Annotated in this window: 27 protein-coding genes, 1 tRNA gene and 1 pseudogene; 19 read left to right on the top strand and 10 right to left on the bottom strand. The window is 54.0% G+C overall.

Annotated elements, in window-relative coordinates; genetic code table 11:
- Positions 1-8: 8 nt before the first annotated feature.
- The 6 genes from QWY83_RS09300 to QWY83_RS09275 are packed head-to-tail and all read left to right on the top strand — an operon-like array spanning position 9 to position 6,147.
- Positions 9-914, top strand: a complete 906-nt coding sequence (locus tag QWY83_RS09300; protein ID WP_067551594.1) for a carbohydrate ABC transporter permease — start codon at positions 9-11, stop codon at positions 912-914.
- Positions 914-1,759 (top strand): carbohydrate ABC transporter permease, encoded by an 846-nt coding sequence (locus tag QWY83_RS09295; protein WP_067551591.1) that lies wholly within the window; start codon positions 914-916, stop codon positions 1,757-1,759. The genes QWY83_RS09300 and QWY83_RS09295 overlap by 1 nt, the downstream gene beginning before the upstream one ends.
- On the top strand, positions 1,756-3,840 hold the full coding sequence (locus tag QWY83_RS09290; protein ID WP_249945197.1) for an alpha-galactosidase: 2,085 nt from the start codon (positions 1,756-1,758) through the stop codon (positions 3,838-3,840). The genes QWY83_RS09295 and QWY83_RS09290 overlap by 4 nt, the downstream gene beginning before the upstream one ends.
- On the top strand, positions 3,837-4,709 hold the full coding sequence (locus QWY83_RS09285; RefSeq protein ID WP_067551586.1) for a 2-dehydro-3-deoxygalactonokinase: 873 nt from the start codon (positions 3,837-3,839) through the stop codon (positions 4,707-4,709). The genes QWY83_RS09290 and QWY83_RS09285 overlap by 4 nt, the downstream gene beginning before the upstream one ends.
- The gene (locus tag QWY83_RS09280) at positions 4,706-5,308 is read left to right on the top strand and encodes a 2-dehydro-3-deoxy-6-phosphogalactonate aldolase (RefSeq protein WP_067551582.1); all 603 of its coding nucleotides are present in this window, start codon (positions 4,706-4,708) and stop codon (positions 5,306-5,308) included. The genes QWY83_RS09285 and QWY83_RS09280 overlap by 4 nt, the downstream gene beginning before the upstream one ends.
- Entirely contained in the window at positions 5,305-6,147 is an 843-nt protein-coding gene (locus QWY83_RS09275; RefSeq protein WP_067551579.1) for an SMP-30/gluconolactonase/LRE family protein, read from the top strand. Before QWY83_RS09280 ends, QWY83_RS09275 begins: the two co-directional genes overlap by 4 nt.
- Positions 6,148-6,337: 190 nt before the next feature.
- Here the strand turns inward: QWY83_RS09275 and QWY83_RS09270 are convergent, their stop codons facing one another.
- Both QWY83_RS09270 and QWY83_RS09265 read right to left on the bottom strand, forming a co-directional pair.
- Entirely contained in the window at positions 6,338-6,658 is a 321-nt protein-coding gene (locus tag QWY83_RS09270) for a sugar-binding domain-containing protein (RefSeq protein ID WP_232230429.1), read from the bottom strand.
- A gap of 414 nt (positions 6,659-7,072) precedes the next feature.
- Positions 7,073-8,107: an IS110 family RNA-guided transposase gene (locus QWY83_RS09265; protein WP_067551574.1), complete on the bottom strand. Its 1,035-nt coding sequence runs from the start codon at positions 8,105-8,107 to the stop codon at positions 7,073-7,075.
- A 618-nt stretch (positions 8,108-8,725) separates the two neighbouring features.
- Between QWY83_RS09265 and QWY83_RS09260 the strand changes: the two genes are divergently transcribed.
- The 8 genes and pseudogenes from QWY83_RS09260 to QWY83_RS09225 all read left to right on the top strand — a co-directional run.
- Positions 8,726-9,376, top strand: coding sequence for an IS6 family transposase (locus QWY83_RS09260; RefSeq protein WP_067551571.1), 651 nt, complete (start codon positions 8,726-8,728; stop codon positions 9,374-9,376).
- Between the two features lie 209 nt (positions 9,377-9,585).
- Entirely contained in the window at positions 9,586-10,683 is a 1,098-nt protein-coding gene (locus tag QWY83_RS09255; RefSeq protein WP_067551569.1) for a LacI family DNA-binding transcriptional regulator, read from the top strand.
- Positions 10,680-11,936, top strand: a complete 1,257-nt coding sequence (locus tag QWY83_RS09250) for an extracellular solute-binding protein (protein WP_067551566.1) — start codon at positions 10,680-10,682, stop codon at positions 11,934-11,936. The genes QWY83_RS09255 and QWY83_RS09250 overlap by 4 nt, the downstream gene beginning before the upstream one ends.
- A 75-nt stretch (positions 11,937-12,011) precedes the next feature.
- Complete coding sequence (locus tag QWY83_RS09245; RefSeq protein WP_067551563.1) at positions 12,012-13,091, top strand: carbohydrate ABC transporter permease; 1,080 nt, start codon at positions 12,012-12,014, stop codon at positions 13,089-13,091.
- A complete protein-coding gene (locus QWY83_RS09240; RefSeq protein WP_067551560.1) occupies positions 13,091-13,969 on the top strand; it encodes a carbohydrate ABC transporter permease in 879 nt (292 codons plus the stop codon). Before QWY83_RS09245 ends, QWY83_RS09240 begins: the two co-directional genes overlap by 1 nt.
- 14 nt (positions 13,970-13,983) lie before the next feature.
- Positions 13,984-14,964, top strand: coding sequence for a glycoside hydrolase family protein (locus tag QWY83_RS09235; RefSeq protein ID WP_067551557.1), 981 nt, complete (start codon positions 13,984-13,986; stop codon positions 14,962-14,964).
- A 3-nt stretch (positions 14,965-14,967) separates the two neighbouring features.
- On the top strand, positions 14,968-16,041 hold the full coding sequence (locus QWY83_RS09230) for an ABC transporter ATP-binding protein (protein WP_067551554.1): 1,074 nt from the start codon (positions 14,968-14,970) through the stop codon (positions 16,039-16,041).
- Positions 16,042-16,165: 124 nt separating this feature from the next.
- Positions 16,166-16,369, top strand: a pseudogene (locus tag QWY83_RS09225) (IS6 family transposase); the annotation flags it as partial.
- Between the two features lie 318 nt (positions 16,370-16,687).
- Here the strand turns inward: QWY83_RS09225 and QWY83_RS09220 are convergent.
- Positions 16,688-16,984, bottom strand: coding sequence for a hypothetical protein (locus QWY83_RS09220; protein ID WP_067551551.1), 297 nt, complete (start codon positions 16,982-16,984; stop codon positions 16,688-16,690).
- Between the two features lie 85 nt (positions 16,985-17,069).
- On the opposite strand from QWY83_RS09220, the gene QWY83_RS09215 reads away from it, so the two are divergent.
- Positions 17,070-17,402 (top strand): DNA-directed RNA polymerase subunit alpha C-terminal domain-containing protein, encoded by a 333-nt coding sequence (locus QWY83_RS09215; protein WP_067551549.1) that lies wholly within the window; start codon positions 17,070-17,072, stop codon positions 17,400-17,402.
- Between the two features lie 2 nt (positions 17,403-17,404).
- Here QWY83_RS09215 and QWY83_RS09210 read toward each other — a convergent pair whose 3' ends face one another.
- Entirely contained in the window at positions 17,405-17,833 is a 429-nt protein-coding gene (locus QWY83_RS09210) for a hypothetical protein (RefSeq protein ID WP_067551546.1), read from the bottom strand.
- A gap of 3 nt (positions 17,834-17,836) precedes the next feature.
- The gene (locus QWY83_RS09205; protein WP_156529611.1) at positions 17,837-18,196 is read right to left on the bottom strand and encodes a hypothetical protein; all 360 of its coding nucleotides are present in this window, start codon (positions 18,194-18,196) and stop codon (positions 17,837-17,839) included.
- A gap of 127 nt (positions 18,197-18,323) precedes the next feature.
- Between QWY83_RS09205 and QWY83_RS09200 the strand changes: the two genes are divergently transcribed.
- The gene (locus QWY83_RS09200; protein ID WP_067551541.1) at positions 18,324-18,998 is read left to right on the top strand and encodes a UPF0149 family protein; all 675 of its coding nucleotides are present in this window, start codon (positions 18,324-18,326) and stop codon (positions 18,996-18,998) included.
- Positions 18,999-19,145: 147 nt separating this feature from the next.
- On the opposite strand, the gene QWY83_RS09195 is transcribed toward QWY83_RS09200, so the two are convergent.
- From QWY83_RS09195 to QWY83_RS09180, 4 genes are all read right to left on the bottom strand, one after another.
- Positions 19,146-19,622 carry a bactofilin family protein gene (locus QWY83_RS09195; protein WP_249945006.1) on the bottom strand — a complete coding sequence of 159 codons (477 nt, stop codon included), beginning with the start codon at positions 19,620-19,622 and terminating at the stop codon, positions 19,146-19,148.
- A gap of 208 nt (positions 19,623-19,830) precedes the next feature.
- A tRNA-Glu gene (locus QWY83_RS09190) sits at positions 19,831-19,905 on the bottom strand.
- 56 nt (positions 19,906-19,961) lie between these two features.
- Positions 19,962-20,396 carry a DMT family transporter gene (locus tag QWY83_RS09185; protein ID WP_249945198.1) on the bottom strand — a complete coding sequence of 145 codons (435 nt, stop codon included), beginning with the start codon at positions 20,394-20,396 and terminating at the stop codon, positions 19,962-19,964.
- Positions 20,396-20,866, bottom strand: a complete 471-nt coding sequence (locus tag QWY83_RS09180; protein WP_249945199.1) for a DMT family transporter — start codon at positions 20,864-20,866, stop codon at positions 20,396-20,398. The genes QWY83_RS09185 and QWY83_RS09180 overlap by 1 nt, the downstream gene beginning before the upstream one ends.
- Positions 20,867-21,011: 145 nt before the next feature.
- On the opposite strand from QWY83_RS09180, the gene QWY83_RS09175 reads away from it, so the two are divergent.
- The 3 genes from QWY83_RS09175 to rpsD all read left to right on the top strand — a co-directional run bounded on the left by QWY83_RS09175 (position 21,012) and on the right by rpsD (position 23,901).
- Positions 21,012-21,935 carry a lipid A-modifier LpxR family protein gene (locus tag QWY83_RS09175; RefSeq protein WP_249945200.1) on the top strand — a complete coding sequence of 308 codons (924 nt, stop codon included), beginning with the start codon at positions 21,012-21,014 and terminating at the stop codon, positions 21,933-21,935.
- A 332-nt stretch (positions 21,936-22,267) separates the two neighbouring features.
- Entirely contained in the window at positions 22,268-23,122 is an 855-nt protein-coding gene (locus QWY83_RS09170; RefSeq protein WP_353958947.1) for a Hint domain-containing protein, read from the top strand.
- A 158-nt stretch (positions 23,123-23,280) separates the two neighbouring features.
- Complete coding sequence (gene rpsD / locus QWY83_RS09165; protein WP_067551526.1) at positions 23,281-23,901, top strand: 30S ribosomal protein S4; 621 nt, start codon at positions 23,281-23,283, stop codon at positions 23,899-23,901.
- A 61-nt stretch (positions 23,902-23,962) separates the two neighbouring features.
- Here rpsD and QWY83_RS09160 read toward each other — a convergent pair whose 3' ends face one another.
- Positions 23,963-25,015 carry a bifunctional transcriptional activator/DNA repair enzyme AdaA gene (locus QWY83_RS09160; protein ID WP_249945202.1) on the bottom strand — a complete coding sequence of 351 codons (1,053 nt, stop codon included), beginning with the start codon at positions 25,013-25,015 and terminating at the stop codon, positions 23,963-23,965.
- Positions 25,016-25,121 lie beyond the last annotated feature (106 nt).

Here is a 25,121-nt window from a genome sequence, read left to right as displayed (position 1 = left end):
GTCCAAGAATGTCCGCTTCAACCGATTCCCTAAATTCCCGCCGGCGGCCTCGTGCGTTTGCGCCGTGGCTTTTTTTGGCCCCCGGTATGGCGATGTTCCTCTTTTATGTGATTATCCCGATTTTCCAGTCGCTCTGGGTGTCTTTCTATGATTGGGACGGGCTGAGTGACGCCAAATGGATCGGTATCGCGAATTATCTAGAACTTCTGGACGACGATGCGTTTTACACTAGCCTGAAAAACAACATCATTTGGCTTGTACTATACATGCTGTCGGTTCCAGCGGGGCTGATGATTGCTCTGTTTCTTAACCAGACCGTCCGCGGTATCCGCATTTACAAATCGCTGTTCTTCTTCCCGTTCGTGATTTCGCAAGTTGTCGTCGGCTTGATCTTTTCGTGGTTCTATGCCCCGGGCTTCGGTCTTTTGTATAAACTGATCGAACTGGTGACCGGGCAGGGCGTCGCTATTCTGGCGGACGAGAACCTTGTCACCTATGGCATTATCGCGGCGGGCCTCTGGCCGCAGATCGCCTATTGTATGATCCTGTATCTGACCGGCCTGAACGCCGTTGCGTCCGACCAGATCGAGGCCGCGCGTCTGGACGGTGCCAAGGGATGGAGGATGCTCTGGTACGTTGTGATCCCGCAACTGCGCCCCGCGACCTTTATCGCGATTGTGGTGACGGTGATCGGCGCGTTGCGCAGCTTTGACCTTGTTTCCATTATGACGTCCGGCGGTCCCTTCGGGTCGAGCCGCGTCCTGTCCTATTTCATGTATGAACAGGCCCTGTCCGAATACGGCTACCGTATGGGCTATGGTGCGGCCATTGCCGTTGTTCTGTTCGCCATCATGATTATCTTCATTTCGGGCTTCATCTGGAAGATGTGGCGCGACGAAAAAGGAGTGCGCTGATGTTTCCGCGTCCCATTCAGAGCATGTCGCCTGCGTCGAAGGTGGCTTATAAGATCGCGCTTCCGGTGATGTTGGTCCTGTGGCTTTTGCCGTTACTTGGCGTGGCCATGACGTCGATCCGCCCGTCTGGCGACCTTGCTGCGGGGAACTACTTTGGCATCCCGTCTCGGTTGGCGTTCGACAACTACCTGACTGTGTTCCGCAACACCGATTTGGAGCGCTATCTGCTCAATAGCTTCAAGGTGACGATCCCGACCGTGATCGGAGCGGTCGGCCTGTCGTGCCTGACCGGTTTTGCCTTGGCAATCTACAAGTTCAAGTCGAACCTGATCCTGTTCTTCATTTTCGTGGCAGGGAACTTTGTTCCGTCCCAGATCCTGATGGTGCCGGTCCGTGACCTGACCGTCAGCATGGGCATGTACAACACTACCATGGGACTTGCGCTGTTCCACATCGCGTTCCAGACCGGTTTCTGTACGCTGTTCATGCGCAACTTCATCAAGGCGCTGCCGTTCGAACTGGTCGAGGCGGCCCGCGTCGAGGGTGTCAGCGAATGGCAGATTTTCCGCCATGTCGTGATGCCGCTGATGCGGCCGGCAATCGCGGCGCTTTCGGTGCTGGTGTTCACCTTCATCTGGAACGACTTTTTCTGGGCGATGGTTCTGACCACCGGTGCTGCGACCCAACCGATCACGGCAGGTCTGAACAGTCTGAACGGACAATGGATTGCCGCGTGGCACCTTGTGTCGGCGGGGTCGATCCTTGCCGCGCTGCCGCCGGTTCTGATGTTCTTCCTTATGCAGCGCCACTTTATTGCGGGCCTGACCCTTGGAGCCGTGAAATGATGCAGGTCTGGAAACTCGAAGACCAACGCCAGACGCTGGTTTTGGCGTCGGAAGACGGGCGAATGCCCTCGGTCGTCTATTGGGGCGGGAAACTTCCCAAAGGCGAGGATCTGGCGGTGCTAGCGCAAGCTACGCGCCTTGATGTGACCAGCGGTATGCTGGACCGGTCGCCGGACCTGTCAATCTGTCCAGAGGTCTCGCAAAGCTTTTCCGGTCAGCCCGGTCTAGCGATCCGCTCCGAAGACGGAACGCCGCTGCGCCCACGTTTCGCTCTGGAGTCTGTGGACAATACAGATGACACCCTGACGGTGACGGCAAGGGATGCAGCGCTAGGGTTGACCTATCGGGCGGTCTTCACGTTGGTCCATTCGACCAGCGTGATCGAGGCGCGGTCGGAGATTGGCTCTCTCTCTCCGATTTGGCTGGATTGGCTGGCTGCGCCTGTTTTCCCAGCACCGCAACTGGCCGACAGGATGATCGATTTTTCCGGCCGCTGGTGTGGCGAGTTCCAGCGGGTCGATACCCCCTGGACACCGGGCGCGCGCTTGCGGGATAATCGCACCGGCCGCACAGGACATGAATATTTCCCCGCGATTATTCTGCCGGTCGGTGATGCGCGAAACACGGCTGGCGAGGTGGTGGCATTCCATTACGGTTGGTCCGGAGGGCACCGTATGGTGGCCGAGGAGTTGCCCGATGGACGCAGGCAGATCCAGTTCGGCCATGCGCCTGGAACACACCTTGCGACGGGCACGTCTTTCGCTTCGGCCACGGTGTTTGCGGCGAGGTCCGAGGATGGCATGAACGGCTGTGCCGTCGCATTCCAGCGCCACTTGCGGGATCATGTCGTGCGTTGGCCGCATCCCGACCGTCCGCGTCCTGTACATTATAACTGCTGGGAAGCGATCTATTTCGATCACAAGCTCGACGAACTGAAAGAGATTGCAGAGCGGGCTGCCGCACTTGGCGCGGAACGGTTCGTACTGGACGATGGCTGGTTCGGGCGACGAGATGATGACACCAGTTCGCTGGGTGATTGGGACATCGATGCGCGCAAATATCCCGATGGTCTTGATCCGCTTGTCAGTCATGTCAAATCACTGGGCATGACTTTCGGAATCTGGTTCGAACCCGAGATGGTCAATCCTGACAGTGATCTTTATCGAGCGCACCCCGACTGGGCGCTGGGGGATGCTGACCAGATTACGGGTAGGCAGCAGCTTGTTCTGGATATGTCGAATCCCGCGGTGGTTGAATATTTATATAGAAAGATCGCCGCGGTACTGTCGGTTTACGACGTTGATTATATCAAATGGGACCACAACCGCGTTCTTCCCTACCCCGACGCCGCACAGGCTGAGGGCACTTGGGAGTTGTTGGAACGTCTTGGGTGTGATTTCCCTGAAGTTGAGATCGAAAGCTGTTCTTCGGGCGGTGGACGAATTGATTTTGGGATTCTCGGCCGGACCCAGCGGGTCTGGCTGTCGGATAGTAATGACGCGATTGAGCGGCTCCGCATCCAGCACGAAGCTGCTCTTTTCCTTCCGATGGCCGTTACCGGTAGCCACGTGGGGCCGCGCCATTGCCATACTTCAGGCCGGGTGATCGATATTCATGTGCGGGCCTGGGTTGCTGCGCAGCGACATATGGGTTTCGAAATGGACCCCCGCGAATTAACCGATGACGAAGCGGTCGTTCTGAAAGACGTTACTGCGTGGTGGAAGACCAACCGCAACTGGACCATTGCCGCAGACATCTTGCGTCTCGATTCGGTCGATCCCGAGGTCACGGCGGAACTACAGCGAGCGGCTGATGGTAGCCGGTTTATTGTGTTTGTCGGACAAACGGGTACCTCGGCGCAGGTTCTGCCGCGTCCCTTACGTCTGTCTGGGTTGGAAGTCGATGCGATGTATAAAGTCGCTCTGCTGGACTCGGTTGGTAACAATCCGGCCTCGCGCAAAGGTGTGACACTGTCGACCGCACCTGTAGTCCTGTCCGGCCGGTTCCTAATGCAACAGGGCTTGTCCTTGCCAAAATGTTTCCCCCAGTCCATTTGGGTTGTTGAAGGAGAGCGGGTATGATCCGCCCCGAATGGATAGCCGCAGACTGGGGTACCACCAATCTCAGGATCTGGGCGATGGATGGCGACAGGATTCTCGAAAGTCGGTCATCTACTGATGGGATGGGAGTTCTCAAGCCGGATCAGTATCCCGCGGTTCTTGCGCGAGTTATTGATGGATGGGGCAAGGCGCCGGTTATTGCTTGCGGAATGGTCGGTTCGCGTCAGGGTTGGCGTGAAGCACCTTACACGGCCACGCCTACTTTAGTTTCGCCTCATCTGGTTGCCGTGCCTGGTCAGGATGTCTGGATTGTCAGCGGTGTTAAGCAGATGGACCCACCCGATGTTATGCGGGGTGAAGAGACCCAGATCGCAGGCCTTTTAAAGAGATTGCCCACCTTTTCCGGGACGGTTTGTTTGCCTGGTACACATACAAAATGGGTGCGAGTTGAAGATGGTGAGATAATCAGTTTTCAGAGTTTTATGACGGGTGAGTTGTATTCTCTTTTGAGTAATCAGTCTGTGTTGCGGCACTCTGTTGGGGATGGAAATGATCCCGCCGAGTTCATGAGGGCCGTCAAGGAGGCGCTGGCCGATCCAACAGCCAGTTTCGGCAGGCTTTTCCAACTGCGTGCGGGTGGACTTGTTGGAGATTTGACGCGCGAGAAAGCTGGTGATCGGTTGTCAGGGCTCTTGATCGGTTGGGAACTTGCAAGTGCGAAGCGGTATTGGGATGAACATGAAGTCATGGTGATTGGTGCTCCACGTTTGTTCGCGTTGTATCACGAAGCGTTGCAGGGCATCGGTGCGGCATCTTCCGTAATGTCAGGGGAAGACGCCACGCTCGCAGGATTATGTGCGGCTTGGTCGAACCTTAAGGATACTTTATGACAAGAAATATTATTGCCATTCTGCGCGGAATAACTCCAGATGAGGCTTTGGAAGTCGCGGCAGTATTAATAGATGCGGGTGTGACCAAGATTGAAGTTCCGCTCAACTCACCAGATCCGATTTCCAGTATTGCCAGAATGCAGAAACAGTTTGGTGAAGAGGCACTAATCGGAGCCGGTACAGTGATTTCGGTGTCGCAAGTTGCGCAGGTTGCTGCAACCGGTGCGCGACTAATAGTGTCGCCAAATAACGATCCATCAGTCATTAGGGCAACAAAGGCTGCAAATATGCTGAGTTTCCCGGGGATCATGACACCGACAGAAGTGTTTTCTGCTCTGGCGTCTGGGGCTGATGGTCTGAAATTGTTCCCGGGTGAAGTGATTGGGCCAGTTGGTCTAAAAGCAATGAGAGCGGTAATTCCGCAGGAGGTGCCATTGTTCGCTGTTGGCGGCGTATCGGCCCAAAATATGGGCGACTGGATCCGTTCTGGCGCTGCAGGTTTCGGCATTGGGTCTTCAATCTATAAGCCGGGGGATAGCACTACTGTAATTGCCCGTAAGGCACGTGAAATTGTGGATGCGTGGGATGCTGTCCAATGATGTTCGATCCGACACCTTGTGAACTTGGTGAGGGCGCCTTGTGGCACGATGGCCGGCAAAGCCTATTTTGGTTCGACATAATGAACCGGAAGCTGTTTGAAAGAACTCTCGATGGTCACGTTTCGGTTTTTGAGTTTGATCATTTGACTAGTGCTGCGGCCATTGTCGACGACAATAGTTTACTGGTCGCATCAGAGATTGCCTTGTCCATTTTGGATCTTGAGACCGGCAATCTTTCGTTCGTTACAAATCTTGAAGCTGATGATGATGTCACAAGATCAAACGATGGACGCGCTGACCCTTTTGGTGGTTTTTGGATAGGAACTATGGGCAAGAATGCTGAAAAAGGTGCAGGATCTATATGGCGTTTTTATAGAGGTGAACTGAAGCGCCTTTACACGGATCTCACAATAACGAACTCTATTTGTTTTTGCCCAAAAGGTAAAACCGCCTACTTTGCTGATACGATATCTGGCCAGATTATGAGCGTGTCATTAGACACAGAGGGATGGCCTGTTGGCACTCCAGATGTGTTTGTTGACCTTCGTGAACACGGCCTCAACCCCGACGGTGCAGTTACCGATCGTGATGGAAACCTCTGGTCTGCGCAATGGGGCGCATCTCGTGTAGCCTGCTATAGTCCCAATGGAACGTTTCTGCGGTCTGTTTCTTTTCCAGCCAGCCACACTTCTTGTCCTACATTTGGTGGGGTAGAGTTTGACACACTATTTGTCACGACGGCACGCGAAGGGCTGGCGGAACCAAATGACGTGGATGGCGCGGTATATGCCGCTCCGTTCACCGCAGTAGGATTGCCAAGTGCTCGCGTGATCCTTTGAAACGGCACCGTTTACACATGAAAGCACCGCTTTGGGGGAGTTTAAGTCGATATTTTAGATGTAGAAAATTTGTACGTCTTGGGCGAGAGCATTTGATTTCTTTTAGAGTATTGTGGAATTGCTTCAAAGCACAGCGAAGACCGCATTCCGCCGATGTCGTTGCGTAAGCATGCTCAGACAATAGCTCAGACTATTCGACTGCGTTTACCTGGTACTCTTCCCCAATAAGACGCTCGGCAGTGAACCTGTCGGTGATTAGCAGGTCGATGACGCCGGTACGCAGAGCCCCGCGAATGGCGTCAGTCTTGCTTTCCCCACCAGCTAAGGCCATCACGCGATCTACCTTTGCAAGTTCGTCAAGTGTCATGCCGATAACCCGATCATCCAACGGTGTCTTTACCGTTTTACCGTCACTGTCAAAGAAACGAAGACTGGTATCGCCGACACCACCCGCCTCAGTTACATCTGCCAATTCGCGTGAAGAAAATACGTTGCCGCTTCGTGATAGCATCGAAGATGGCTCAGCCAAGCTGGCAAACACGTCTCCGTATCCCTCCAACTTGATGGCTCTGCCCCTGTCGCCGCTACGATCGAAAAAGACGCTGGAGGTGCAGAACAAGCGGACTGATGTAAATGCTGAAAGCGGTCATTGGCTGCCCCTTGAGTCAATGACCGCTTCTCTAATTGGGCATCTTGGTCAAGCTCGTTTTCTTTCATTCGTCAGAAGGATCGTTTTTCCGGGTCACGCTTCTCTTCGCAGTCTGGATTGGCGTTCGAAGGGCGCCGCTGCATGCATGCGTCGGATTGGTAGTGGAGAGCCCCGCTTTCCGGCGCGCTTCAAGTTGCGCAGCAGACATTTTCGGCTTCATCCACACACCTCGTCCGGATGGACGATCCCGTTCAGGTCAGGTGGTGGGCTATTGGGTCATGCCTGGCCTCCCACTTTTTCCTGACGGAATTCTGTGCCGTCGATCCACATTCGATGGAGAAGAACGGCGAGTTTACGGGCGACGGCCACAACGGCTCGACGCCGACCTTTGGTGCGCATTAGGCGCATGCCCCATGACTTTATCTGCGATCCGGCCATCGTTCGCATGAGCAACGCATTTGCAGCAGCGTAAAGCGTCGCTCGGACATTCTGATCACCGGCCTTGGAGATACGACCTGGGTTGTCATGTTCGCCGGACTGGTATCGCCTCGGCGTGAGGCCAAAGTGCGCGGCTACTGTGCGAGAACGTTTGAACCGATTGGGGTCATCGACCGCTGCTTTGAATGTGAGAGCCGCGATCGGGCCCACACCAGGCACCGTCATCATCCGCATACAGACCTCGTCTTGCGACGCCGCATGCTTCACCCGTCGATCCAGTTCAAGATAATGCTGGAATAGGACGGCACGTGCATCGAGCAACGGAATGACCGCATGCGCGAGAACTTCATCCATCTCGATCATGGGCCTAACGAGATCGTCGAAGCTACCGTGCTTAACGGTCCGGGGAAGGCGAACACCAAATATCTTCAGCAAACCACGCACTTCGTTTGCCAAGTCCATTGTTTTCTTCAACAAGGCCTTTCTGGTGCTCAGCAGAGCCCGTAGCCCGTGCGCCTCTCGGCTCTTCATATGCACCGGGCTGAACCAACCCGTCCGCAAAATCTGAGCAATGCCTTTCGCGTCCGTCTTGTCAGTCTTATTCCGCATCGCTGAAAGTGCAGCACTGACCTGGCGAGCCTCCATGCACACGATCTCGAAGCCCTTGTCTTTCAGGCCGAAGAAGAGGTACTGGCTCAGCGCACCAGCCTCAAAGCCGATCCGCACTATCGGGTGGCCGAACGCGTTCAGGCAATTGACGATTTCATCGACCTCACACGGGAGCTCTCGCTCCATGCAAACCTTGCCACGACCGTCCAAAATGCAAAGCGCGCAAGACCGAAGCGACACATCCAAACCAACGAAGTATTCCATTTTCTGTCTCCCTCTTCTCACAGCAATGCTGCGATCTTAACGGGAGCTCGACCTTTGAGTAGGGTCAGCCCAATTACGCATGCTCTCCGCCCTTACTCCCCAAATACCACCTCTTCCTGCTTTTCCCAACTCGCCGTCACCAAATCGGTCATCTCCCGTATCGTAATGCTCGGAACCTCCCGACCGTAAACGAGCCTCCGCAGAACCTCGGGCGCAAGATAGGTCAGCCGCAAATGCCGGGTGACGTAACGCTCGTGATTGCCGATAGCGGCCGCAAGATCCTTCGCGGTCTCAAATTCACCGGAGCCGAGCCTGCGCCGCCATGACTAAGCAAGTCCAATGGCGCGGAGAAGGTTGCAACATTCGCCAGACTCCGCGGGTTCCTGAGTGATGTTGCCCGGTGGAACGATCCTCGGCCGCCCGCTGCGCTTCCGAATGGTGAGGGGGACAAAGATTTGGATGCTGTTAGGAGTGGTCATGATCAAGCGGCCTCCTCTTTGGTGGGGGTGATCAGATCTTGAATAACCCCGCCGATGGCCTCGGTGCGGATATCGATGACAAGGCACTGTAAGACTAAACGGCCTTGAGCAGGGTAGGGTACGTGGTTAGCGTTTTGGGATGACCAGGCGCTCTCCATTTCGATACTTCAAGACGAGCCCAGAGGTGATCCGCTTAGCGGTCATGCTCTATGTGCGGTTCCCTCTGTCTCTTCGTAATGTGGAAGACCTCCTGCATGAGCGGGGGATCGATGTTAGCCATGAAACGATCCGTTATTGGTGGAATAGATTTGGTCCGCTGTTTGCTTCTGAAATCAGGAAGCGAAGAGCGGACAGATTGAAATCCAGCTCGAATTGGCAATGGCACCTGGACGAGGTCTTCGTGAAAGTGAAAGGCGTGCGGCATTACATGTGGTGCGCTGTTGATCATGAAGGGGAGGTGCTTGAAAGCTATGTCACTAAGCGCCGAGACCGTAAGGCAGCATTGAAATTCCTTAGGAAATCTATGCGTAGATACGGAAGCCCTCAGGAAATAGTTACCGATAATCTACGGACTTATGGCGTTGCTATGAGAGACATAGGAAATACTGAGAAGCAGAAAACGGGCAGGTGGCTCAACAACCGTATTGAGAATTCTCACCTTCCGTTTCGACGACGAGAACGTGCCATGCTGAGGTTTCGGCAAATGCGATGTTTGCAGAAATTCGCCGCCGTTCACTCTCCCATCCACAATCACTTCAATCAGGAACGACAGCACTACAGCCGAAGCTAATTTAAGACCTTACGCGCCGCGGCTCTCGCCGAGTGGCGCCAACTTGGCACGATTTGAAGACTTGGTGGAGCGACAAACGGAGACGAGTTCAGAATTAGTCTGACAGCACCCTCGAAAGAATAGTGATAAATCAAGTTACTTGATTAACTGTGACATCGGTGTCATGACATCGGTGTCACGATTCCATTTGGGCCACGGGAGGGGAACGTTTGGCGACGATCTACGACGTAGCAAAGATAGCAGGGGTCTCTCCAAAGACTGTGAGCCGAGTGCTCAATGGGGACGCGCCTGTGGGTGAGAAGACCCGCGAGGCGGTCGAAAAGGCAATTCTCGAACTTGGCTATGTCCCCTCAAACGCCGCTCGAATGATGCGTTCCTCGCGCTCAGGTCTCATCGGGCTGATTACCGGTGCAATTTCCACGACTTCAGACGGCAATGATCCCAAGGGTCTCCCTGACTTGCTTATCGTTCAGGGCATTCAGTCGGTCATGTCTGCGACTGGTATGACGCTGATGATCGCAGACACGGGCGGTAGCTCGGCGCGTGTGCCGGAGCTCATTCGCACCTTTGTCGAGCATCGCGCAGAGGGCATCATTTATGTTGCCGACTATCACCAGCACGTCGAACTGCCTCCCGCTCCTAAGGGGACGCCACTCGTCCTTGTCAATTGTTATGATGATCGCGGAACGCCTTCGGTGCTTCCTGATGATGAGCGCGGACAGCACGATCTTGTAGCGCGTCTTATCGAGGCAGGACATCGACGGATTGGCTATCTCACGTTGCCTAAAGGGATGGACGCAACGCGCCTTCGCCTTGAAGGCTATAAGCGCGCGCTTGCCGAAGCGGGTATCGAGTTTGATCCCGAGCTGATTTCTACAGGCTTCATGCATGACAAGCATCGCAACTCAGCGGTCCTTTGGGATGCGATTGATCGCGTCTTGTCTCTGCCCAATCCACCGACTGTTTTGTGCTGCGGTAACGATGAGATGGCAATGCGCGCCTATGGCATTTTGCGCACGCGCGGCATCCGAATGCCCGAAGATATCTCTGTTGCCGGCTATGATAACTACCGCGTTATCGCTGAAACCCTTTTCCCGCCATTGACCACCGCTGAGCTGCCCTATGCGGCGATGGGTGCGCGCGCAGCTGACTGGCTTTTGTCGCTCATAAATGACGAGACCCACCAACAGACCAACCCGACCCTCGTGTCTGGTCCTGTGAACTGGCGGTCCTCTGTGACTGCTAATGCCTCGGCGGATGGCAAAACGATCCGCTTTCCACTTTCGAACGGGAGGAACCCCCAATGAAACTGTTTACACTTTCTGCTGGCGCTATGGCGCTCACCGCAGGGATGTCTGGCGCTGCCTTCGCTCAGACCGAACTGACCATGTGGTATCACGGCGCAGGCAATGAAGTCGAAAGCCAGATCATCAACCAGATCGTTTCGGACTTTAACGCCAGCCAGTCCGACTGGTCTGTAACGCTCGAGTCGTTCCCGCAAGCTGCCTACAACGACTCCGTCACCGCTGGCGCGCTCGCTGGCAACCTGCCGGACATTCTCGACGTTGATGGACCCAACATGCCGAACTGGGCGTGGTCGGGCTATATGCAGCCGCTGCAAATCGACGAAGCCAAAATCGCCAACTTCCTCCCCGGCACCAAGGGTATTTGGGATGGCAAGCTCTACTCGATCGGTCTTTGGGACGCAGCTGTTGCCCTCGTAACCCGTCAGTCGATCATCGATGAGCTTGGCCTGCGCACGCCGACCCTCGAGCAGCCTTGGACCCAAGACGAATTCATGGCCGCACTTGATGCAGCAAAGGCGTCTGGCAAGTATGACTTCGCACTTGACCTCGGTACAGCTTGGACAGGTGAATGGTTCCCATATGCATTCTCGCCGCTTCTCCAGTCGTTCGGTGGTGATATCATCGATCGTTCGTCCTACAAGTCGGCTGAAGGCGCTCTGAACGGCGACGCAGCAAACGCTTGGGGCAACTGGTGGCAGGGTCTCTTCGCAAACGGCTACGCTCAGGCAACTCAGGACGGTGCTGACCGCGATACCGGTTTCAACACCGGTAAGTATGCCTTCTCTTGGAACGGCAACTGGGCAGCTCTCGGCACTCTCGCTGCTTATGACGACGCTCTCTTCCTTCCTGCACCTGACCTCGGCAATGGTCCGAAGATCGGTGCTGCATCCTGGCAGTTCGGCGTTTCGGCAAGCTCTGAGCACCCAGATGGTGCTTCGGCCTTCATCGAGTTCGCGCTTCAGGATAAATACCTTGCAGCATTCTCGAACGGCATTGGCCTGATCCCAGCAACCCCAGCGGCTGCTGCGATGACCGAGAACTACAAAGAAGGTGGTCCGCTCCACGGCTTCTTTGCTCTGAGCCAAGCTCAAGGCGTTCTTCGCCCTGTAACCCCTGGCTACGTTGTTCAGGCAAAAGTCTTTGAAAAGGCTGCTGCTGACATCGCAAACGGTGCAGACGTTGCCGACACTCTTGATGCTGCGGTCGATGAAATCGAAGCAGATATCGAGAAGAACGGCGGCTACGGCCACTAATCCTCCCTAGTGGATGGTTCTCCCGAGCTTCGGCTCGGGGGAACTGCTTTTCAATACGTCTTCAAGGTCAGCATTATGGCGACGTCCTCCAAACTCACTTCATCGAACCGAGCAGGATGGCTCTTCGCACTTCCGGGCTTTGGTTTGATGGTTGTCTTCATCATCCTGCCCTTCTTTTTTGCGATCGCTCTTTCCTTTACCAATCAGCGACTAATCTCTCCCAACCCGACCGAGTTTGTCGGCATGGCGAATTATAAATCGCTCCTTGGCGTAGGCATGATCACGCTTGAGCCCGAACGCGATGCAAGCGGAGATATCATTCGCGACGACAGCGGCGCGCCGACCTATCCCAAGCTTCGTAATTTCACGCGCAAGAACCCTGACTATCCCAAGCTAGACGGGATGCGCGAATGGACCAGCTGGCAATCGGGTGAAAATCGCACCTATGTCCTTGCGCGAGACGTTGTCTTTATGCGCGCCGTTCTGAACACGCTGATCTTTGTGTTGGTGGTCGCTCCGGTTCAAGGTGGTCTTGCTCTCGGACTTGCGCTGCTGATCAACCAAAGACTTCGCGGCATCAATGTCTACCGCGCGATCTATTTTATGCCCGTCGTGGTCTCGATCGTGGTTGTCTCACTTCTGTGGCGGTTCATCTATGATGGCAACAATGGTCTTCTGAACAATATCCTAAGCTCGCTCACTTTCGGTGCGTTCTCTCCGATTGATTGGCTCGGCAATCCAGATACCGCTCTTGGCTCGATCATCGGAATGTCGATCTGGCAAGCCGTTGGGTTCCACATGGTGATCTGGCTTTCTGGTCTCCAGACCATTTCGCCCACCCTTTATGAGGCAGCTGAAATCGAAGGCTCCAGCAAGTGGCAGACCTTCCGCTATGTGACCTGGCCAGGGCTTCGCAATACTGCGGTTCTTGTTCTCATCGTCATCACAATGCAGGCCTTTGCTCTCTTTAGTCAGATCGACGTTATGACGAGCGGTGGCCCTCTCGACAGCACACAGACCATCGTCTTCCAAGCAGTTGAACGTGGCTATGGCAAACAGGACATTTCGGGCGGTTCCACTATCTCGGTGATCCTCTTCGTTATCGTTCTGTCGATTTCTCTCATCCAACGCTGGCTTACACGGGAGCGTCGCTGATGGCACTTGTTTCACCTGATAACCGCGGTCTGCGCCTTGCGACACGCTATGCGGTATTGACGATCATCGCTTTGATCTTCTGCTTTCCGCTTGTCTTCATGATTATGTCGTCGCTCAAGCCGAGCGAGCAACTTTTGCTCGACACCGCATCGCTGCGGGCATTCCTGCCAATCGGCGACATCAGTCTTGATAACTATTCGGCGGCTTTTAAACGCGCACCTGTTGGACTCTTCGTCTTTAACTCAATGCTTGTCACAGGCGTTACGGTCGTTCTCTCGCTCCTCATCTGTTCGATGACCGCGTTCTCGATCGTTTTCTTGAACTGGCGGGGGCGAGACCTTGTGCTCTCAATCATCCTTGCGACTTTGATCGTGCCGTTCGAAACTATCGCAATTCCGATGCTTTTGCTGGCGTCCAAGCTGCCGTGGATCGGTCTTGATGGGTTTACGACTGGCTGGCTCAATACCTATCGCGTGCAGATTGTGCCGTTCATCGCGGATGGTTTGACCATCTATCTCTTCGTGCAGTATTTCAAAGATCTACCGCACGAGTTGATCGAAGCCTCTCGCGTCGAGGGTGCGAGCTGGGGCCAGATTTACCGCCGCATTGTGATGCCGCTTGCCGGACCTGTGCTTGCGACCGCAGCGATCCTTAAGTTTCTGGCGATGTATAACCAGTATCTGTGGCCGCTTATGGTCGTGCAGCAGGAGCAATACCGTCCTGTCATGGTTGGGCTTCAATACTTCTTCCAGCTCAACATCGCTTGGGGCGAGATCATGGCCTACCTCAGCCTGATCACTGTGCCCGTTCTTGCCTTCTATCTCTTCTTGCAACGTGCCTTCATCGCGTCGATCGCATCGACGGGCGTCAAAGGCTAATTAGGAAAACGACAATGGTTCTTTCACTTGAAAACCAATGGATTTGGGACAGCTGGTATGCCTTCGATGGCGAAAAGCACCACTGCTATTTCCTCAAGGCCGACAAATCGCTGGGCGATCCTGATCTGCGCCATTTCAATGTTACTCAAGGGCATGCGGTTTCTACCGACTTGACCAATTGGGAACACCTTGGCACCTGCCTGACCCCGTGGCGCAATGGTCCTGCTTGGGATGATAAGACCACATGGACAGGCTCCGTCGTTCAGGACGATGACGGCCTGTGGCACCTCTTTTACACAGGAACGCGCCAAAGCGAGAGCGCACTCTATCAGCGCGTTGGTCATGCGACTTCGACAGATATGCATTCGTGGGAACGTGTTGGCGATGGTCAGTGCCTCGACCTCACTGGACCGAATGCAAAATACTATGAATGCGAGCATGCAATTGGTCACTGGCATGACCGTGCGATGCGCGATCCTTGGGTGATGCGCGACCCTAAAGGGGACGGGTGGCTCATGTATTTCACGGCACGTGTGCCTGGAATTGAAGAGCCAAATGGCGGCGGCGCCGTAGGCTTTGCGACCTCGCAAGACCTTATTCGGTGGGAATTGCAGCCGCCGGTATTTACCGGCGACTATGGCCAGCTCGAAGTGCCGCAGGTCTTTGAGATCAATGGTAAGTGGTATTGCCTTTTCTGCACAGCTGCCGAGCATTGGTCCAAAGGCCGCATCGCCGAGGCTGGGGTTCCGCCTGTGACGGGCAACCATTACCTCATCGCCGACAATCCGCGCGGTCCATGGAAAACAGCACCCGGTTTCCTTGATGGGGCATTGCCGTGCGAGCGCTATGCCGCCCGCATCGTTGAGAAAGATGGCGAGCATTTCATTCTTGGGTTTGCTGATTACGGCAAAGACAAGTTTGGCGGCTATATCCATGATCCGCAGCGTGTGCTTGTAGATGCTAATGGTCTCTTGCTGTTGGAGCAGGCGGACTGAGTAATGGCGGATATCTCTCTTAAGAAGCTCAAAAAATCCTATGGTCCGGTCGACGTGATTAAAGGCGTCGACATCGAGATCAACCATGGTGAGTTTGTCGTCTTTGTGGGTCCATCTGGTTGCGGCAAGTCAACGCTTTTGCGGATGATTGCTGGGCTTGAAGATATTTCGGAAGGCGAGTTGTCCGTTGATGGGCAGGTCGTCAACGAGCTCCAACCCAAAGAGCGCGGCGTTGCGATGGTGTTCCAATCCTACGCAATTTTCCCTCATATGACTGTTCGCGAAAACGTAGCATTTGGCCTGACGATCTCCAAAACGCCCAAAGCGGAGAAAGAAGCTAAAGTTGCGGAAGCCGCACGTATCTTGCAGATGGAGCACTTGTTGGATCGCCGTCCGAGCCAGCTTTCGGGTGGTCAGCGCCAGCGCGTTGCGATTGGACGTGCGATTGTGCGCGATCCCAAAGTCTTCCTTTTTGATGAGCCGCTTTCTAACTTAGACGCGGCCCTTCGAATGGATATGCGGATGGAGATCGGCAAGCTGCACAAAGATCTCGGAGCGACCATGATCTATGTGACACATGATCAGGTCGAAGCTATGACGCTTGCGGATAAGATCGTAGTGCTTCGCGACGGAGAAGTTCAGCAGATCGGCGCGCCGATGGAGCTTTATCACAAGCCCGCAAATCTCTTTGTTGCAAAGTTTATCGGCAGCCCGTCAATGAACTTCCTTGAGGTGGAGGTCACGGCTGCCGAAAAGGGCCACTATGTGGTTTCAAATGCGGCGCTCGCTCCGATTTCGATCCCATCTGAGATCAAGGCCAAGGTCGGCGACAAGCTCGTTCTTGGATTGCGGCCGCAATACCTCGAGCCTGAGGCGAAAGAGGGTTACGGGGTTTTGAAGGGTAAGATTAACCTAACAGAGCGTCTTGGAAGCGAGACGGTGATGAACCTTGCGATGGGTGACGGAACCACTCTGATTGCGGCCCTTCCAAAAGACGCGATTTTTGATCGCGGTACATCGATTGAGCTGTCCTTCGATCCGGTGAAAGCCCATCTCTTTCATCCTGAGACCGAATAGGTTTTGACAACGATCAAAGGGCCAACCCTAAGTCGGTTGGCCTTTTTGTTATACGAATGAACTTGAGGGCACTGTCAGACTAAACGTCCTTGAGCAGGGTATGGTACGTGTTTAGCGTTTTGGTATGACCAAGCGCTCTCCATTTCGATACTTCAAGACGAGCCCAGAGGTGATCCGCTTAGCGGTCATGCTCTATGTGCGGTTCCCTCTGTCTCTTCGTAATGTGGAGGATCTCCTGCATGAGCGGGGGATCGATGTTAGCCATGAAACTATAGGTTATTGGTGGAACAGATTTGGTCCGCTGTTTGCTGCTGAAATCAGGAAGCGAACTCCTGCTCCCCGCCCTCACCCCCCAAACACCACCTCTTCCTGCTTTTCCCAACTCGCCGTCACCAGATCCGTCATCTCGCGGATGGTGATGCTCGGAACCTCCCGCCCATAGACGAGCCTCCGCAGAACTCTGATACACAACAGCCCAAAAACAACACCTGAACCTTAATGTATTCTTTCAATATGTACGTGGGTTTGTGTGCCGATATTCCGCCTGTCGACCATGCTTTTGATTGGACACTGAGCGCCCATCGTTTTTCCGGTTCAACGAAGCGTCCCATTTAGCGTCTAAATTAAAATTTAATGTCAGACGATCTCACAACGCGAAGATTTTACCATCGCGACGCTTTTCGATGATTTCTTGAAGCTTTTTCTGCGCTTGGGGGCCAACACCAGAAATCTGCGCTATCTGAGTTGGCTGTAGCGTCATTAGATGATCGATCAGCGATATATCGATGGCAGCTGGATCAACGTTGCTATGAGACGTTTTGAAGTCGCGTTGACAGTCTAGGAATATCTTGACCCACACGAATGTGCTTATTTGGCGAGCTAATGGGCCGTCGACTGTTGCGAAATTTATCAAAGGCTGGTCAGCGACACGGTCGTACTTCACCACGGTATCCTCATGCTGTAATGTGAAAGCCTATCTCGAAATCGATCAATTGTGATGTGTTATTCGTTCTTGCGGAGAAAGCAAAGTGTCACGCACTGAGTATGATTTGGCGGCAAACCCTATTCAAGATTTTCAGTGTCCAAGTGGGAGGCTCATCGATCTCATCCGGCCGACGATCTGGGTGCAAATTTTTTTGCACCTTCAGAGAGATTTTAAGACGCGATACGACGATGTGGAGCTTGATGCCGTAGATATCTCGCTTCTGCGTGAATTGCTTGGGATGGATGAAAGACGTCTAAAACAGTTGGCGGGTTTGGGGAAAAAGTCCCGTGAGAAACTCAAGACGATACTCTGCTATGCCGCTGACGGAAAAATTTTTGATGGGCATGGCCGGGCCGTGGTTTTCGATGAGTGTTGATGTCAGCTACTGGGACTTTCAGGCGCGTCATCGTCGATGATACAATGGCCCGACATTGTGATAATCGCTTTTTCTCTTAGATGAACGAATTTTGAAAAGTCATAGGTTTGAGTGTCGAGGGATATGAGAGCCTCGCTGTCCGGTTCCATCGTCCTGCAGTAGAAGCTGAGCTTGCCTTCTGTCCGATTTACTTGCGTAACAAACTGGCAAAATGGGGCATTCACTGCCACGATTGCGCCCGATGGGAGTACGCTGAAGCTCGAAGGCTGCTCCGAATATTCATCATCGATTTCACCAGTGTTCAGGTGATGTGATTTTGCCTCATCTACAACGCAAAAGACGGAGTAGCCTCCAGTGGGTTCTTGAGCCTGGCCTTCGGTGGTGAGGGCTACAAACGGAAGTAGCATCGCAGTTAGACGCGTAATGGTCATTAGTCAGTCCTCAGCCAAAGAATGATGAGTGGCAAGTCTCAGGTAGTGTTGCCGTGTCATCAACCTCTTGACTGTCGCATCGGATAAACGTGCAGCACAAGTGTTCTCTATTTCTTGAACAAGAGTTTCGACTGGACGGAGTGCTAATTTTTTATCTTTCGTTTTAAGCGGCACCCGAAATTCCTGTGTCAAAACTAAAGGAGGCTGTGTCTTCTCAGATTGCAGATAGCCCGCATCTGCAAGCACTTTAATAATCGATCGAGCAAGGTGTTCAGGAACGCCAAACTTCATCATCTCAGATGTCAGGTAGTCCTGTATTCTGATTGGCGACCATCCAAAAATGAGAGAGCGAACAACTTTCATGAAGCTTACATCACGTAAAAAAGAGGCATAATTATGACTAATCTGTGGTCCACTAAGGCATCGACAGTTTCGAGCTTATAAAGTCTAAGCAACCGAATGTTGGAGTAGGCAACGGAAGGTGAAGATCATGCGCTTCTATAAACATGATGTCGAGCGACTTGCTCAACTTCTCTCGTCTTCAGATGCTACCCAGCGCATCGATATGAAGCTCAGTGAGCTGGATGGGTATCTTACGGCAGTGTTCTTGTGTCCAGAATTTGTACCTCCATCAAGCTGGCTCACAGATTTATTCAAAGGAAAAGTTCCTGAGAAATTCCCTCGTGGCAAAGTTGCTGATCTGGTCGTTGAAAATATTGTCGGCCACCTCGAATACATCGCCGATAGGGCAAAGACTCGACAGCGATTGCAGCCTATTTTTTCAAATGTTGAGGACACAGATCAAGTTTCATGGCAGCCTTGGGTTCAAGGCTTCAACCGTGGCGTAGCTCTCCGGAAAGATGTCTGGGAGGCGTTGTTCGATCATAGTGAGGAGGTTACGCGAAGTGCTCTGAGCCTCTTTTTAGTTCTCAATGAAATAGCCGAAGGTCAAAGTGATTTTGACGACCAACTTATCCACGCGTTTTCTGAAGAAGCGCTGGACCTCATTCCGAATGCCTTAATTGAATTGCTGCAGCAGGCTCGTACGGACTTATTTGAACAACCGACATCTCGTCAAAAGCGTCAAATTAAAAAGCCAAAACGAAATGACCCATGCACTTGTGGGTCTGGATATTTATATAAGCAGTGCTGTGGGAAAAATTGACGCCAGCGGCTTCGAGACCAAAACCTAGGACATATTCATTTCCAGGTATTGCATGTCGGATAGTATTTAGTGGGAGGCGAGAGTGCCCCAGGGTCTGTATGCCCTATAAGGCACATCTATCAGCGTTAGCACTTTGAGGTAGCGGCATCAGATCATAGTTTTCTGGGGTGGCATCGAGATTGCGCCGTTGAATTTTGCACCCATATCCATGCTCAAGGTAGGTGAGGTGATGTCGGCCTCTACATTTGCGGTCGGTTTCAAGCTGAGAGATTTGGCAAAGATTTTGCCTATCACTTGTCCTTCAATCATGACTTGATCAGCCCGAATTGTGCCTGTGATTTTCCCAGTTTTGGTCACCACTAGAATGTCAGCGGTAAGGTCGCCGGTAATCGTCCCGCCAAACTCGACAACACCATCACTTGTCCAGTTGCCTTCGATTTTGATCCCTTCATGAAGAACTGAGCGACGTTTGTCAGTAACGCTGCCTTCTCGATAGGGTGGCATAAATGGTTTTTTGGTAGGTGCCGCGTCTAATGCCGATGACTGAAGCTTCTGATCGCTCGGCGAATGCCTATCGTCGGCTGGTGCATCGTTGGCAGTTTTATTTTTGAATTTCGAGAGCATAATCAGTCCGCCATTGGATAAACACCAGTGACATGTCCCAGAAGGGCATTCATCGTCAAGTTTCTTGGAGAGTACGAGTGTGAGGGTGTGAACCTTCAGTCAGCTCAGGACCAATGTTGTCCATAATCAATTTGGTATACGGACCGGCATACACGCTAGATGAATAAGTACCTAACATATTGTTTTTAAAATATTTTGGGAAATGCAGTGGCAGCCCGTAGGGGAATCGAACCCCTCTTTCCAGGTTGAAAACCTGGCGTCCTAACCGATAGACGAACGGGCCACTCTGTGCGTGAGGGGCGTCATAATCATGTCTGTGCGGCGGCGCAAGCGGGAAATTCAGTCTCTTGCGCGTCGACCGTAGAAAATTCCTGCAAGGATTAACGTAACCCCCAAGGTGCGCGCCCAAGCGATCCCAGCGGTTCCCATCGCGATATCGAGGATCACGCTCGATACCATTTGCCCTGCGATCACCAATACAGCCGTTTGCGCAGCGCCAATACGCGCGATGAGCCAGCTGGATGACGCGATAAAGACCACGCCAACCGCGCCGCCAGCGTAGGCGGTCAGCGGTATGTCAGCGAGGCCGTCTTGGGGGTGGGACCATCCGATGGAGAGCGCAACCACACAGAGGACCACGAAGCCAATCGCGTGATTCCAGAACGATGATTCTAGCGGGCTCGTGGAGAGTGACAGGCGACCATTGATTTGGCGGCTCAGTCCGACCAGCAAACCTGCGGCAAAGGCGAGTAAGACGTAAAACCAAATTCCCATCAGACCCGCCCCAAATAGATGATGATCAAACTACCCGCGCAGATCATTGCGAAAGAGACCAACTCGCGCGGCGCCAATCGACGTTTTGGCAGACCAAACAGCCCCAGCACATCCGCGCCAAGTCCAAACACCATCTGTCCCGCAAGGCCGAGGGCGATTGTGCCCGAGAGTGCAAGCGATGTGTTCACCGTGGTTGAGGTCAGGATCACCGTCAAAGCCCCCGAAATACCGCCGAGGTAAGCCCAGAACGGAGCGCGAGACCGCGTGCCTCCCTTTGGGCGGCGCCGAAAGAGCACGATGAGTGCGATGATGGCTGCGACAGTTCCGACGCCATGCGCCACCCATGACGAAAAGATCGCGCCGCCTCCTAATGCGACGCGGCCATTGAACAGCGTCATAATCGTCAGAAGACCGCCTGTCAGAAAGGCGATCAGAATGAGGTGCGTTTTTGATGTGGTGTTCTGCATCATGCGCTGTGTTTGACAGTCGCCGCTGTGTTGCGCAACGCTAGATAGCACGGTGCTGCTAGGCGGGCGCGTGAGAATGGAAATTTTAGCTATAAATTTGCTCAGCTTGTGCTAAACCTCCGCGTGTATACTAATTGTGGGGTATGGTATGTTCTTTGCGCGCGCCGTCGTTCTGTCGTCTCTCATCTTGTCATCCGGTGCCGTAGTTGCCGAAACCGAGAGCGGCTGGGGCCTGACAGGCGTCGGTCGGTTGTTCAACAACGACTACTTTGGCGACAATGAGGATCGCTGGCGCACAGGCAGCTACGTATTGTCTTTTGCATTTTCGAAGGACAACGAACGCGACTATGCCGATCAGCCCTTTGGGTTGATGGAGCTTCGTTTGCGCTCCGAAGTTATCGCGCCGCGAAACCTGAATGGTGCAAAGTCCGCCGACCGCGCCTATGCGGGCATTTTGTCGGTCGGAGCGCATACCCACTACGAGATTAGCGATCTGGAAATCAGTGTGGGCACCGACATTGTCGTCGTCGGTCCGCAAACAGGCATGATGGAGTTTCAGCGGAATTTCCACGACCGTGTAGGGGCCCCTGAAATCGCGGCCTCAGTCGAAGCAAACCAAATTGCGAATGGCGTCTATCCGACCCTTACGACCGAAATCGCCCGCGAAATCGACTTTGGTCATTCTTACCTGCGCCCGTTCGTTGAGGGGCAGTATGGGGCAGAAGATTTGATCCGCGTTGGTGCTGACTTCCAATTCGGGGATGTGGCCGTTGATGTGGCGCATGGCCGTGATCCGGTCACGGGGCAGCGGTTCAAACTGGCGGATTCTCATAACCGCGGGCTCGCGTTCCTTTTGGGCGCTGACTACGCGATTGTCGGGGATAGCATCTACTTCCCTGCCAGCTTTGGCGTTGAGGCTGAAGACACCCGCTATCGCCTTCGTGCGGGCCTCAATTGGCAAATCGCGCCTAAGATTTCATTCTATTACGGCGCAACCTACTTGTCCGAAGAATACGTTGGTCAAGAAGAGGGCCAAGTCGTCGGTTCGCTGAAGCTAAATTTCAACTTCTAAGTAAAAAGTTAACGCTTACTCACGTTTAGGGTTGATTCGCGAGAATCCACCTGCTTATTTTGATGTCAGATCCGCGCGGGACAAAAGACGCGGGCAGACTGAGGCAGAGAACGGGCATGAAAACGGGCTTTCTAGGCACGTTTGTCATTTCCTGGGCGCAATGTGAGATTGACGGGCTCTGGTCCGCGCCGCGCGATGCTTTTCGCGTGGGGGCGACTTGGACCTGGACTGGGGACGCAGTACGGGTGGATGGCCCGAATTCTGTGCTTCCTTTGGGTATTGCGACCGGAGAGGCAGACATTCGAAAAAGAGCGGCGCATTCGGTGCGACGCATGTTGCAGGCGGTCGAGACCAAAGATCCCATCGGGATCGAAGTAGAGGTCGATCACCCACTCTTTGAGAAGAGTTTTAGCATCACGGATGGTCGGGACACTTGGACTGTCACCTTGATCGAGACGGGCCGTGGTCGCCCGCCGCTGTTGATGTTCATCGGGGATATTCCGCCACGCCATCGCGAGATGTGGATCGTGTCGCATAACATCGACCTTGAGCGCCCTGATCAGATCAGTGCCGCGCCGGGTGGTGTTATTTGCTTTACCCCCGGGACGACCATTCAAACGGAACGCGGTCCTCGGTTCGTTGAATCCTTGCGCGAAGGCGATCGGGTTCAGACCAAGGACAATGGCTGTCAGGAGATCCTTTGGATCGGCACTCGCCGTGTGACGGGAGCGCGTTTGTTTGCAATGCCGCACTATGCACCGATCCGGATGCGGGCAGGGGCCTTGGACAAGGATGTTCCGGATGAGGGACTGCTTGTGTCGCCCGATCACCGCATGATCCTCAAAGGCGCGCGTGCGCGTGCCTTGTTCAATGCGGATGAGGTGCTGGTGACAGCACGTGATCTGGTGAACGATCATTCGATCTATGTGGACCGCTCGGTTCGTGAGGTGACTTATATCCACATGCTTCTTCCGCAGCATGAAGTGGTCTTTGCGAATAAGGTCGAAACCGAGAGCTTCCACCCAGCAAGCGCCGCATTGTCCCACTTGAACGAGGCTGATCGGTCGCGCCTCTTCCAGCGGATGCCAGAGCTGGGCGGTGACCCGCAGACTTACGGTATGTTTGCGCGTCGTGTCCTGTCGGGCACCGAAGTGGAAATCCTGCGGCACGACAGTCGGCTAATGTGAGAAAAGAGCGTTGACTCTGTCGCTCTCGCCTCTATAAGCCGCCCATTCATTGGTGTTGGTGGGCCCCGCAAGGGGATTCCTGTCATGGCTTCGGCCAAGAGGACAACGCCCTTCATAGTCGCCCTTCGGGGCGTCGACCATAACGAAGGAGATCAGCCGTGACCAAACGCACGTCTGCCAAGTACAAAATCGACCGCCGCATGGGCGAAAACATCTGGGGTCGTCCTAAGTCGCCAGTAAACAAGCGTGAATACGGCCCAGGCCAGCACGGTCAGCGCCGCAAAGCGAAAATCTCGGACTTCGGTCTGCAGCTGCGCGCTAAGCAGAAGCTGAAAGGCTACTACGGCGACCTGACCGAGAAACAATTCCGCCGCATCTACGGCGAAGCTGAACGCGTAAAAGGCGATACCGGTGAAAACCTGATCGGTCTGCTCGAGCGCCGTCTGGACGCTGTTGTTTACCGCGCAAAGTTCGTTGCAACCGTGTTCGCTGCTCGTCAGTTCGTAAACCACGGCCACGTTCTGGTTAACGGTAAATCGGTAAACATCCCGTCCTACCGCGTTAAAGAAGGCGACGTTATCGAAGTTCGTCAGAAGTCGAAACAGATGACCGTTCTTCTCGAAGCTGTTCAGCTGACCGAGCGTGATGTTCCTGACTACATCGACGCTGACCACAACAAAATGACCGCGACCTTCGTTCGCACCCCGGGCCTGTCGGACGTTCCGTACCCGGTTGTGATGGAACCGAACCTCGTCGTCGAATTCTACGCTAAGAACTAATCTGGTTCTTAGCCGATATTCGGGCAAAGGCTGCCTTCGGGCAGCCTTTTTTCTTTTTGTTTCACCGAAACTGACGTTCGATTTCGATCAGTTTTTGTTTTCGCCATAGGCCACCCGCGTAGCCTGTGAGTGTTCCATCCGCGCCGATGACGCGGTGACATGGAATGACGAGCGCGATTTGGTTCGCGCCATTGGCCGAGGCCACGGGGCGCATTGCGGTCGGTCGCCCGATCTCTGCGGCGAGTTGTCCGTAGCTGCGCGTTTCGCCTGCGGGGATCTTACGGAGTGCCTCCCAGACTTCTCGCTGGAACGGCGTTCCGTAGTTTTGCGCGAGGGGCACGTCGAAGGTGGATCGTTTCCCCGCAAAGAAATCTCCCAATTCTTCGGCAACCTGATCTGTCGCCTCGAACCGACCAAAACCCATTGATCCGTTCGCGGTTTCAAAGATGCGCTTTAGCTGCGCGGCCAGCCCCTTTCGTTCGGGGAATTCGAGCATCCGCAGGGATTTGGCATCGCTGACGGCGATCATAGCGCCCAATGGTGTGTCGATGAAATCCGCCCGCAACATCGCATCCGTTCGCATCTCGGACGGGGCAACGCCCAGCAGTTTCGCGAATGACGCACGAAAGGCCGAAGGGCTGTCGAAACCCGCGTCCAGCTGCGCCTCGATGACTTTGCCGCCTTCGGCCAATGTCTTTGCACCCATTCTCATCCGCCTTTGTCGTGCCATTTGAATAAACGTCATCCCGAATTGTCGCCGAAACACCCGCCGCACGGTCGATGTGTCAAACCCCATCGTTTCCACATCGCCCTCGGTCCAGCGTCGATCGGGTTCAGAGTCGAGCACGGACAGCAGTCGGGCAATCACTGGGTCAGCCTCCGCGCTCGTGCCAATGGGATGGCAGCGTTTGCAGGGGCGGAAGCCATCTGCGATGCACTCTGCCGTTGTCGTAAAGAACCGACAGTTCTCTCGCAAAGGTTTGCGCGCGGGGCAGGTCAGTCGACAGAAGATGCCTGTCGACGTAACCCCCACATAGGCGCGCCCATCATAGGATGCGTCACGCGCTACAAGTGCGTCGTAGAGTGTATCTGGGTCTGGCAAACTGAATAACATGTCCCGGTTATAGCCGATCAATCTGCCACATGCCGCCTGAAATCGGGCAGCTATTTCACCCGTGTCGATCTGTGCTCTGGAAACGGGTCAAAACCATCGTTAAGGA

It is taken from the genome of Marivivens donghaensis, assembly GCF_030410045.1.
GTDB classification, from domain to species: domain Bacteria; phylum Pseudomonadota; class Alphaproteobacteria; order Rhodobacterales; family Rhodobacteraceae; genus Marivivens; species Marivivens donghaensis.
Note: the sequence above shows the minus strand (reverse complement) of the source record. Positions and strands in the feature narration are given on the sequence as shown.

Bases quoted from the DNA above. Each gene is read 5' to 3' on its own strand.
- QWY83_RS09300 (WP_067551594.1), top strand. From the start codon at position 9: ATGTCCGCTTCAACCGATTCCCTAAATTCCCGCCGGCGGCCTCGTGCG.
- QWY83_RS09295 (WP_067551591.1), top strand. From the start codon at position 914: ATGTTTCCGCGTCCCATTCAGAGCATGTCGCCTGCGTCGAAGGTGGCT.
- QWY83_RS09290 (WP_249945197.1), top strand. From the start codon at position 1,756: ATGATGCAGGTCTGGAAACTCGAAGACCAACGCCAGACGCTGGTTTTG.
- QWY83_RS09285 (WP_067551586.1), top strand. From the start codon at position 3,837: ATGATCCGCCCCGAATGGATAGCCGCAGACTGGGGTACCACCAATCTC.
- QWY83_RS09280 (WP_067551582.1), top strand. From the start codon at position 4,706: ATGACAAGAAATATTATTGCCATTCTGCGCGGAATAACTCCAGATGAG.
- QWY83_RS09275 (WP_067551579.1), top strand. From the start codon at position 5,305: ATGATGTTCGATCCGACACCTTGTGAACTTGGTGAGGGCGCCTTGTGG.
- QWY83_RS09270 (WP_232230429.1), bottom strand. From the start codon at position 6,658: ATGCTATCACGAAGCGGCAACGTATTTTCTTCACGCGAATTGGCAGAT.
- QWY83_RS09265 (WP_067551574.1), bottom strand. From the start codon at position 8,107: ATGGAATACTTCGTTGGTTTGGATGTGTCGCTTCGGTCTTGCGCGCTT.
- QWY83_RS09260 (WP_067551571.1), top strand. From the start codon at position 8,726: ATGACCAGGCGCTCTCCATTTCGATACTTCAAGACGAGCCCAGAGGTG.
- QWY83_RS09250 (WP_067551566.1), top strand. From the start codon at position 10,680: ATGAAACTGTTTACACTTTCTGCTGGCGCTATGGCGCTCACCGCAGGG.
- QWY83_RS09245 (WP_067551563.1), top strand. From the start codon at position 12,012: ATGGCGACGTCCTCCAAACTCACTTCATCGAACCGAGCAGGATGGCTC.
- QWY83_RS09240 (WP_067551560.1), top strand. From the start codon at position 13,091: ATGGCACTTGTTTCACCTGATAACCGCGGTCTGCGCCTTGCGACACGC.
- QWY83_RS09235 (WP_067551557.1), top strand. From the start codon at position 13,984: ATGGTTCTTTCACTTGAAAACCAATGGATTTGGGACAGCTGGTATGCC.
- QWY83_RS09230 (WP_067551554.1), top strand. From the start codon at position 14,968: ATGGCGGATATCTCTCTTAAGAAGCTCAAAAAATCCTATGGTCCGGTC.
- QWY83_RS09210 (WP_067551546.1), bottom strand. From the start codon at position 17,833: ATGACCATTACGCGTCTAACTGCGATGCTACTTCCGTTTGTAGCCCTC.
- QWY83_RS09205 (WP_156529611.1), bottom strand. From the start codon at position 18,196: ATGAAAGTTGTTCGCTCTCTCATTTTTGGATGGTCGCCAATCAGAATA.
- QWY83_RS09200 (WP_067551541.1), top strand. From the start codon at position 18,324: ATGCGCTTCTATAAACATGATGTCGAGCGACTTGCTCAACTTCTCTCG.
- QWY83_RS09195 (WP_249945006.1), bottom strand. From the start codon at position 19,622: ATGCTCTCGAAATTCAAAAATAAAACTGCCAACGATGCACCAGCCGAC.
- QWY83_RS09185 (WP_249945198.1), bottom strand. From the start codon at position 20,396: ATGGGAATTTGGTTTTACGTCTTACTCGCCTTTGCCGCAGGTTTGCTG.
- QWY83_RS09180 (WP_249945199.1), bottom strand. From the start codon at position 20,866: ATGATGCAGAACACCACATCAAAAACGCACCTCATTCTGATCGCCTTT.
- QWY83_RS09175 (WP_249945200.1), top strand. From the start codon at position 21,012: ATGTTCTTTGCGCGCGCCGTCGTTCTGTCGTCTCTCATCTTGTCATCC.
- QWY83_RS09170 (WP_353958947.1), top strand. From the start codon at position 22,268: ATGTTGCAGGCGGTCGAGACCAAAGATCCCATCGGGATCGAAGTAGAG.
- QWY83_RS09160 (WP_249945202.1), bottom strand. From the start codon at position 25,015: ATGTTATTCAGTTTGCCAGACCCAGATACACTCTACGACGCACTTGTA.